Source organism: Pseudophaeobacter sp., from assembly GCF_039971195.1.
Taxonomy (GTDB): Bacteria; Pseudomonadota; Alphaproteobacteria; order Rhodobacterales; family Rhodobacteraceae; genus Pseudophaeobacter.
In genome coordinates this window covers 1-7,884 of sequence record NZ_JBDWPJ010000209.1, presented here as the reverse complement: position 1 = coordinate 7,884, position 7,884 = coordinate 1, and the positions used below count along the sequence as shown (strand labels likewise).

Genomic DNA, 7,884 nt, shown 5'->3' with positions numbered 1-7,884 from the left:
ACCCCCGTGTCGGGCCGCAGGATATCGAAGCCGAGCAGCTGATGTTGCTGGAGGATGGCCATTGCCTGACCGATCAGGCGCTAGAGGTTTGCGGAGTTGCGCGCTCCGCCGCAGGGATTAACATGGGGGCAGGCTCGCTGGCGACGCTGTCGCATCTGGTGGCCGCAGGCTTTGGCCTGACCATGATGCCGGAACTCGCTGTTGGTGCTGAATGCAGCGCTGCAAAAGGTCTGTCCGTTCAGCGCTTCAGTGAACCACAGCCACTGCGCCATATTGGTTTGGTGCGTCGCGCAAGTACTTCAGGCGAGGGCTGGTTTCAGGACCTGGCAACAGTGGCGCGACACACGGGTCATGGCATCTTGGCCGAGGCCCAAAAAGACTACGGGCCCGCCATTGGCGCGCCCGAGCCTTGAGTATAACTGGAACGCTCCAGCCTTATGCCGCAGCGGTTTCTTTGGTAGCCTGCAGATGCTTCATCAGGTTTTCTGGCGAAGATTCACCATAGGGGTCCTCACCGTGGTTGTCAGACAGGCCAGGCTCTTCGAACCAGGCCTCAACAACACCGTCCTTGACGATGGCGGCATAGCGCCAAGAGCGGGCGCCAAAGCCGAGGTTGTCCTTGGCGACCAGCATGCCCATTTTACGGGTGAATTCACCGGAGCCATCAGGAATGACGTCGACGTTTTCCAGGTTCTGCGATTCGGCCCATTTGTTCATCACAAAGCTGTCGTTGACGGACATGCAGTAGATGCCATCGATGCCTTCTGCTTTGAAATCAGCAAATCCTTTTTCAAAACCGGGCAGCTGGTAGGTGGAGCATGTGGGGGTAAAGGCTCCGGGCAGGGAGAACAGAACAACACGTTTACCGGCAAAGTAGTCGGCGGTGCTTTTGTCTTCCCAGCGGAACGGGTTTGGACCGCCAACAGCTTCGTCGCGTACGCGGGTTTTAAAGGTCACGTCGGGCAGTTTCACGCCAGCTTTCATCTTACAACTCCATGAATGATGAACCAATCTGAAGGCCGTTTATAATAGTTCTAAATTGGGTGCAACCGCATCCGTACCCTGTTGTGAATCTGCCATGGAACCCAGGCGAAAGAGTTGAAAATACGCGCTAATCGCCTAAAAACCCAGCTTTGCATAAACCTGAGAGGTGCAGAGCGAATGGCAAGAGTTTCTGAACCAAATGCGGCTAAATTGCCCCGCTATGCGCCCCCTGCAAGGCGGTTATCTCATTGTCGCGGTGACGCCAAGGAATGAACGTGTTAAGTCACTCAAACTGCAAGTCACCAAGAACACAGGCCAGAAGCGGACCCACCATGCGTGATCTCAAAATTCCCGAGCAACGGCACCCCGAAAAGGCAAACCGCCCGGACAATGCCCAGCCAAAGAAACCCAGCTGGATCCGGGTCAAGGCGCCCGGCGGCAAGGGCTATGCGGAAACCCATAAGATCATGCGCGACAACGGGCTGGTAACGGTCTGCGAAGAGGCAGGTTGCCCCAATGTGGGCGAGTGCTGGAGCCAGGGCCACGCTACCATGATGATCATGGGCGAGGTCTGCACCCGCGCCTGTACCTTCTGCAATATCGCAACCGGTAAGCCACCAGAAGATCTCGACGCTTTTGAGCCCGGCCGGGTGGCCCATGCGGTGCAAAAACTGGGGCTCAATCACGTTGTGATCACCTCGGTCGACCGGGACGACATCAAGGATGGCGGGGCAGAGCATTTTGCCCAGACCATCCGTGCGGTGCGCCACCGCAGCCCCAAGACCACCATTGAGATCCTGACGCCGGATTTCATCAAATGTGATATGGCGGTCATTGAGCAGATCATCGAGGCGCGCCCCGATGTGTTCAATCACAATCTGGAAACGGTGCCTGGTCTGTATCCCGAGGTGCGCCCCGGTGCGCGCTATTTCCACTCCCTGCGTCTGTTGCAGCGGGTGAAAGAGCTGGATCCATCAATGTTCACCAAATCCGGCATCATGGTTGGTCTGGGTGAGGATGAACAGGCCGTGCGCCAGGTGATGGACGACATGCGCGCCGCCGATATCGATTTCCTCACCATCGGCCAGTATTTGCAGCCGACCCCCAAACACCACGCGCTGGATCGTTTTGTCACCCCGGATGAGTTCAAATCCTATGAAAAAGCCGCCTATGGCAAGGGGTTCCATATGGTTTCAGCCACGCCGCTCACACGTTCATCCTATCATGCGGGTGATGATTTTGCCCGCCTGCGTGACGCGCGCAATGCCAAGCTGGGCCTGGCCTAACCATCCTTAGTCCTGTGACGGGCCCCTATTTCGTGGTGTATTCTCAAGATAGGGGGCCTTGTCGTTTTTAATCTGCGTTGCCCCGGTCGCGTGGATATTGTCGCATGTCCGCGAAGGATGGCAGCCAGGCTGCGCGGCGAAGGCACCAGAGCTCATAGTTGGGGATCAGCCGGCCTGGCTGATCTAATATGCCCAGATGCAGTTCGATCTCGCCTGGGCTGCAGGAATAGACGGAGGACCCGCACCGAGGGCAGAAGTGACGGCCCTGATAGCTGTTGGTCTCTCCCAGCACGGTTACGACCTGCTCCTGAAAAACGGCAGAGGCATGAAACAGGGCACCATGGTGTTTGCGGCAATCCCGACAATGGCACAGCCCCACCCGGTCAGGCGCGCCCTGCGCCGAGAGCGTTACAGCACCACAGAGGCAGCTTCCTGAATGATCCGTCATCCGGCTTTCTCCAGTTCGGGCGCGGGCAAGAGGCGTGAGTGCGGGGCTTTAGGTCTCGTCTGTAAAACGGACCTTGCCGATATGGGGCAGGTTGCGATTGCGCTGTGCGTAGTCAATGCCATAGCCGACAACAAATTCGTCCGGGATTTCAAATCCGATCCAATCCGAGCGGAAATCCACTTCGCGGCGCGAGGGTTTGTCCAACAAAGCGATGGATTTCAATCGCGCTGGTTTGCGGCTCGCCAGCAGTTTGGTGACATGGTTCAGGGTGTGACCGGTGTCGACGATATCTTCAACCACCAGCACATCCCGGCCTTCAATGGCGCCACGTAAGTCTTTGAGAATACGTACTTCACGGCTGCTTTCCATATCGTCTCCATAAGAAGAGGCTTCCAGGAAATCGACCTCAATCGGGAGGTCCAGCTCACGCACCAGATCAGCAATAAAGACAAAACTGCCGCGCAAAAGGCCGACGACAACCAGCTTGTCGGTATTGCCAAATTCCTCTGTGATTTCGTCGCAAAGTTCTTCGATGCGCGCTGCAATGGTCTTGGCTGAAATCATCACATCGATGACATATGGACGCTGTGTCATGGCTGACCCCTTGAATTTCCCGCGCGTTCATAGGACATGACGCGGCACGATCATAGCAAGAAAATTGATGTCACCCATGCCAGTTCACTTAGAAAACCGCCAAATGCCCTATACGGCAGAGCAAATGTACGGGCTTGTGGCCGATGTGGCGCAGTACCCGAAGTTCCTGCCCTGGTGCGCCGCGGCCCGTATCCGCAGCAAAACCCAGCAGGGTGCGGCTGAGGTGATGGAGGCGGATCTGGTGATTTCCTTCAAGGTGTTTCGCGAACGCTTTGGCAGCCGGGTAACGCTGTTTGCTGATGAGATGAAGATCGACACCGAATATCTCGATGGGCCCTTTCGCTACATGAAGTCGAACTGGAGCTTTGCGCCGCGCGACGATGGAACCTGTGACGTCAAATTCCATGTGGATTTTGAGTTCAAAAATGCGGTGCTGCAGGGCATCATCGGGGTTGTCTTTAACGAGGCGATGCAGCGTATAGTAAAAGCCTTCGAGCGCCGCGCGGCAGAGCTTTATGGCTAGGCTGCCCTGAACAGGAAGCCAAGTCCCATGACCGAGACCCTCACGACCCAATTGGCGCGTTTTGCCAGTTCCGACATCCGCCCCACTGGGCTCGCCCGGCGCATGGTGCGGCTCTCGGCGCTGGATTGGCTGGCCTGTGGCATTGCTGGCACGGATGAGCCGGTCTCTCAGATCTTACACGCCCAGGCCCTGTCAGAGGCCGGGGCCACACAGGCCCACCTCTTTGGCGGCCAGAAAGTGCCTGCCCGTATGGCGGCGCTGGTGAATGGGACCACCTCTCATGCGCTGGACTATGATGATACGCATTTTGCCCATATCGGCCATCCATCGGTAGCGGTGTTTTCGGCCGGTTTTGCTGTAGGTGAGAAATACGGGAAAAGCCTGCCGCAGGTGCTGGAGGCCGCTCTGGTGGGGATGGAGATCTCCATTCGGGTGGGGTTGTGGCTGGGGCGCAGCCATTACCAAACCGGCTATCACCAGACCGCCACCGCTGGCGCCTTTGGGGCTACTGCAGCCGCGGGGCGGCTTCTGGGGCTTACAGTTGCACAGATGCAGATGGCGCTGGGGCTTTGTGCCACCCGCGCTGCGGGGCTTAAGGCGCAGTTTGGCACCATGGGAAAACCCTATAACGCGGGGCTTGCGGCCACTGCCGGGGTGGAAGTGGTCGAACTGATTGCGGCAGGGTTTGAAGCCAATGGAGAGGCACTGGACAGTGCTTTGGGGTTTGGCGCCACCCATCACGGCGAAGGCAATACCGAACTGGCGCTGCAGGAACTGGGGCAGAGCTGGCTGTTTGAGAGCATCAGTCACAAATTTCACGCCTGTTGCCACGGGCTGCATGCCGCACTGGAGGCCGCGCGGAGCCTCGATCTGGCAGCGCCAGAGATCGCCAGCCTGAAGGTGCGCACCCACCCGCGTTGGATGACGGTGTGCAATCAGATCGCGCCAGAGACCGGGCTTGGCGCCAAGTTCTCATACCGGACTGTTCTGGCCATGCTGGCGCTTGGCAAGGATACCGCCCGGCTGGAGACCTATTCGGACGCCCTATGCCGGGATCCGCGCCTTGCCGCCCTGCGCGAGCTGATCCATGTGGAGGCGGATGACGGCCTGTCTGAAACCGAGGCCGATATCTCCCTGGTGCGCCGCGATGGCAGACGTCTGGAAGCCCGCCATGATTTGCAGGCCCCGACTGAATATGAGGTGCGCGAGGCGCGCCTTTTGTCAAAGGCCGAAGCCCTGCTGGGAGCAGAGCGCGTGACCGAGCTGTGGTCTTTGTTGCAAAGCGAGGCCGCTGTTTCAGACCTTGCGGAGTATTTCTGAAGCAATTTGATCCTGACCAAGGATAAAAAACGGGCTCCCCAAAAAGGGAAGCCCGTGTGATGCAAAGCGATGCATCCTTGCCGCGTGAGTGGTGGCATTCGAAAGGCACGCCCGCTGTTATGCAGGCGTCACCGGTTAGCTGGTCATGTCGTAGGCGCGCTCGCCATGTACAGAGATATCTAGCCCATTGGTCTCGGTTTCAAGATCAACGCGCAAAGATGTGAAGGCGCCGACAATCTTGATCAGGGCGATGGTGACAACGGTGGTGAAGATCCCCACCACGGCCAGCGCACCCAGCTGGGCAACCCAAGCACCATGGCCAAAGGCAGCAATCATGATGGTGCCAAAGATGCCGCCAACACCGTGCACGGCAAAGACATCCAGCGTGTCGTCGATCTTCAGTTTGTTGCGGATCAGATTGACCGCTTCCTGACACAGGATACCGGCGACGGCACCAATGATCAGGGCCTCAATGGGGCCAACAAAACCACTGGCCGGAGTGATCGAGGCGAGGCCTGCGATAGTGCCGGTGACCAGACCCACAACCGAAGCCTTGCCGTATTTGATCTTCTCCCAAAGCGCCCAGGTCAGCGAGGCGGCAGCAGCCGAGATATGGGTGACGGTCAGCGCCATGGCAGCCCCACCATCAGCGGCCAGTTGCGAGCCGCCGTTAAAGCCAAACCAGCCGACCCAAAGCATGGCCGCGCCAATGACCACATAGCCGGGGTTATGCGGCGGGGTGGTACGGTTCTTTCGGGGGCCAAGGAAAACGGCAAGGATCAGGGCTGCAAGACCTGCGGTTTCATGCACAACGATGCCACCGGCAAAATCCTTGACGCCGATCGCACCAAAAATGCCATCATCGGCCATGATGCCACCGCCCCAGATCCAGTGAACCACTGGCGCATAGCACAGGAGCATCCACAGACCCGAAAAGGTCAGCACAAAGCCAAAGCCAACGCGCTCCACATAGGCGCCGACGATCAGCGCCGGGGTGATGATGGCAAAGGTCATCTGAAAGGCAAAGAACAGGATTTCCGGCAGGGTGCCGCTCAGGCTCTCGGCGGTGACGCCATTGAGGAACATCTTATCCAGGCCGCCCCAATAGCCGCTCTCACCGGGGCCAAAGGCGATGGTGTAGCCAAAGGCGAGCCACAGAATGCTCATCAAACAGGCAATTGCGTAGCATTGCATAAAGACACTGAGCACATTTCGCGAGCGCACCAGCCCGCCGTAAAACAGGGCAAGCCCCGGCAATGTCATAAACAGCACTAGGGCCGTTGCTACAATGATCCAAGCTGTATCAGCTCCATTCATGGGGTCATCCTTCCATCCCGCTTGCGTGGTTGGTGGCTCACAGACCTGATCTGGAGTGAGGAAAAAAGCATCACCTTGGCAAAAAGCGCCAAAAACATGTGCTTTTGTAAAATCGATTAAAAAATGGGCGCAACTTAGGGGGTTTTGCTTAAATCGCGCTCAATTTGCAAAATCGCCCGCTGCAGCAGCAGCAGCGCATGTGAGCAGCTCTGGTCGCGGACGTTTTCACGCCCCAAAGCGCCAAACTCAACGGTCTCGACCAGACAGGGCTGACCGGTTTGCGCCAGACCAAAACTGACCCGCCCCTCTGGCTTGTGCTCAGACCCGCCAGGGCCTGCGATTCCGGTGATCGACACAGCCAGCTGAACCCTGGCGGCCCGCAGCGCGCCAGAGGCCATTTCCTTGGCCACCGCTTCGCTGACAGCGCCATAGTTGGCAAGGGAGGTGTCTGTGACCCCCAGCATTTCTTGTTTGGCGGCATTGGAATAGGTGACAAAGCCCCGGTCCAGCACCGCAGAAGAGCCGGGTATGTCCGTCAGCGCCGCCGCGACCATGCCACCAGTGCAGCTTTCGGCGGTGGCGATGGTCACCCCCAGTTTGGCAGCAAGGGCAACCAACGCAGCCACATCAGGTGGGCCTTTACGGGAAGAGGGCGCGTCCTGCAGCTGGCTCATAACCCCAGCACCCCATGGGCAAACCCTGCGAGCGCTGCGACGCCTATAGCTGCAAACACTCCGGCGATGACATCATCCATCATCACGCCAACGGGCCCTTCCTTGCGATCTGCCCAGCCCACAGGGCCGGGTTTGACGATATCAAACAGGCGAAACAGCACAAAGGCGGCGATCCAGCCGGGCCAAAGCGCCGAGATTGCAATGTCGTGGGACCAGGCCGGATAGGAGATGGCCCAAAGCGCCAACCATTGCCCGGCAACCTCGTCGATCACGATTTCGGACGGGTCGTGGTTGGCCTGGCCCTTGGTCATTTGTTCTGTTGCCCAGATGCCAAAACCGATGCAGAGCACGGTCATCACCATGAGCATCGGAAAGCCGCCGACCTGATGTATGCCATAGGCCAGGGGCAGGGCCGCAAGCGAGCCCCAGGTGCCGGGGGCCGGGCGCAGGTAGCCGACACCGCCTACAGTAGCAATTAGCGCTGCCGGGGTCATGATTTCACCAATGCGGCTGTGGCGATTGAGGCAATGCCCTCACCGCGTCCGGTAAAGCCCAGTCGTTCAGAGGTTGTGGCTTTGATCGAGACACGGGTGGGATCTAGTCGCAGGATCGCTGCCATGGCTTCCTGCATCTTGGCGGCATGGGGGCCGACCTTTGGGTATTCGCAAACCAGGGTGCAATCGACATTGGAGATCACAAACCCCATGTCGCGGGCCAGATCGGCGGCGTGACGTAGGA

General features: G+C 58.5%; 11 protein-coding genes. 4 read left to right on the top strand and 7 right to left on the bottom strand.

What is annotated here, in order from left to right; translation table 11 throughout:
- The coding region (locus ABJP42_RS17960; RefSeq protein ID WP_348342830.1) for a LysR substrate-binding domain-containing protein at positions 1–413 on the top strand (413 nt) is incomplete at its 5' end.
- A 22-nt stretch (positions 414–435) separates the two neighbouring features.
- Here the strand turns inward: ABJP42_RS17960 and ABJP42_RS17955 are convergent.
- Positions 436–984, bottom strand: a complete 549-nt coding sequence (locus ABJP42_RS17955; protein ID WP_348342828.1) for a peroxiredoxin — start codon at positions 982–984, stop codon at positions 436–438.
- 332 nt (positions 985–1,316) lie between these two features.
- On the opposite strand from ABJP42_RS17955, the gene lipA reads away from it, so the two are divergent.
- Positions 1,317–2,270, top strand: a complete 954-nt coding sequence (gene lipA, locus ABJP42_RS17950; protein WP_348342826.1) for a lipoyl synthase — start codon at positions 1,317–1,319, stop codon at positions 2,268–2,270.
- Between the two features lie 67 nt (positions 2,271–2,337).
- On the opposite strand, the gene ABJP42_RS17945 is transcribed toward lipA, so the two are convergent.
- Positions 2,338–2,718 carry a GFA family protein gene (locus tag ABJP42_RS17945; RefSeq protein ID WP_348342824.1) on the bottom strand — a complete coding sequence of 127 codons (381 nt, stop codon included), beginning with the start codon at positions 2,716–2,718 and terminating at the stop codon, positions 2,338–2,340.
- Between the two features lie 48 nt (positions 2,719–2,766).
- Entirely contained in the window at positions 2,767–3,312 is a 546-nt protein-coding gene (gene hpt / locus ABJP42_RS17940; RefSeq protein WP_348342822.1) for a hypoxanthine phosphoribosyltransferase, read from the bottom strand.
- A 76-nt stretch (positions 3,313–3,388) separates the two neighbouring features.
- Between hpt and ABJP42_RS17935 the strand changes: the two genes are divergently transcribed.
- The gene (locus tag ABJP42_RS17935; protein ID WP_348342820.1) at positions 3,389–3,835 is read left to right on the top strand and encodes a type II toxin-antitoxin system RatA family toxin; all 447 of its coding nucleotides are present in this window, start codon (positions 3,389–3,391) and stop codon (positions 3,833–3,835) included.
- Positions 3,836–3,862: 27 nt separating this feature from the next.
- A complete protein-coding gene (locus tag ABJP42_RS17930) occupies positions 3,863–5,155 on the top strand; it encodes an MmgE/PrpD family protein (RefSeq protein ID WP_348342818.1) in 1,293 nt (430 codons plus the stop codon).
- Positions 5,156–5,290: 135 nt separating this feature from the next.
- On the opposite strand, the gene ABJP42_RS17925 is transcribed toward ABJP42_RS17930, so the two are convergent.
- The 4 genes from ABJP42_RS17925 to ABJP42_RS17910 form a co-directional block, all read right to left on the bottom strand.
- Positions 5,291–6,472, bottom strand: coding sequence for an ammonium transporter (locus ABJP42_RS17925; RefSeq protein ID WP_348342816.1), 1,182 nt, complete (start codon positions 6,470–6,472; stop codon positions 5,291–5,293).
- A gap of 134 nt (positions 6,473–6,606) precedes the next feature.
- Entirely contained in the window at positions 6,607–7,146 is a 540-nt protein-coding gene (locus ABJP42_RS17920) for a CinA family protein (RefSeq protein ID WP_348342815.1), read from the bottom strand.
- Positions 7,143–7,640: a phosphatidylglycerophosphatase A family protein gene (locus tag ABJP42_RS17915; protein WP_348342813.1), complete on the bottom strand. Its 498-nt coding sequence runs from the start codon at positions 7,638–7,640 to the stop codon at positions 7,143–7,145. The genes ABJP42_RS17920 and ABJP42_RS17915 overlap by 4 nt, the downstream gene beginning before the upstream one ends.
- The coding region (locus ABJP42_RS17910; protein WP_348342811.1) for a 2-C-methyl-D-erythritol 2,4-cyclodiphosphate synthase at positions 7,637–7,884 on the bottom strand (248 nt) is incomplete at its 5' end. The genes ABJP42_RS17915 and ABJP42_RS17910, both read right to left, overlap by 4 nt.

Coding starts and splice junctions, on each gene's coding strand:
- ABJP42_RS17945 (WP_348342824.1), bottom strand. CDS start 2,718: ATGACGGATCATTCAGGAAGCTGCCTCTGTGGTGCTGTAACGCTCTCG.
- ABJP42_RS17920 (WP_348342815.1), bottom strand. CDS start 7,146: ATGAGCCAGCTGCAGGACGCGCCCTCTTCCCGTAAAGGCCCACCTGAT.
- ABJP42_RS17925 (WP_348342816.1), bottom strand. CDS start 6,472: ATGAATGGAGCTGATACAGCTTGGATCATTGTAGCAACGGCCCTAGTG.
- hpt (WP_348342822.1), bottom strand. CDS start 3,312: ATGACACAGCGTCCATATGTCATCGATGTGATGATTTCAGCCAAGACC.
- ABJP42_RS17935 (WP_348342820.1), top strand. CDS start 3,389: ATGCCAGTTCACTTAGAAAACCGCCAAATGCCCTATACGGCAGAGCAA.
- ABJP42_RS17955 (WP_348342828.1), bottom strand. CDS start 984: ATGAAAGCTGGCGTGAAACTGCCCGACGTGACCTTTAAAACCCGCGTA.
- ABJP42_RS17930 (WP_348342818.1), top strand. CDS start 3,863: ATGACCGAGACCCTCACGACCCAATTGGCGCGTTTTGCCAGTTCCGAC.
- ABJP42_RS17915 (WP_348342813.1), bottom strand. CDS start 7,640: ATGACCCCGGCAGCGCTAATTGCTACTGTAGGCGGTGTCGGCTACCTG.
- lipA (WP_348342826.1), top strand. CDS start 1,317: ATGCGTGATCTCAAAATTCCCGAGCAACGGCACCCCGAAAAGGCAAAC.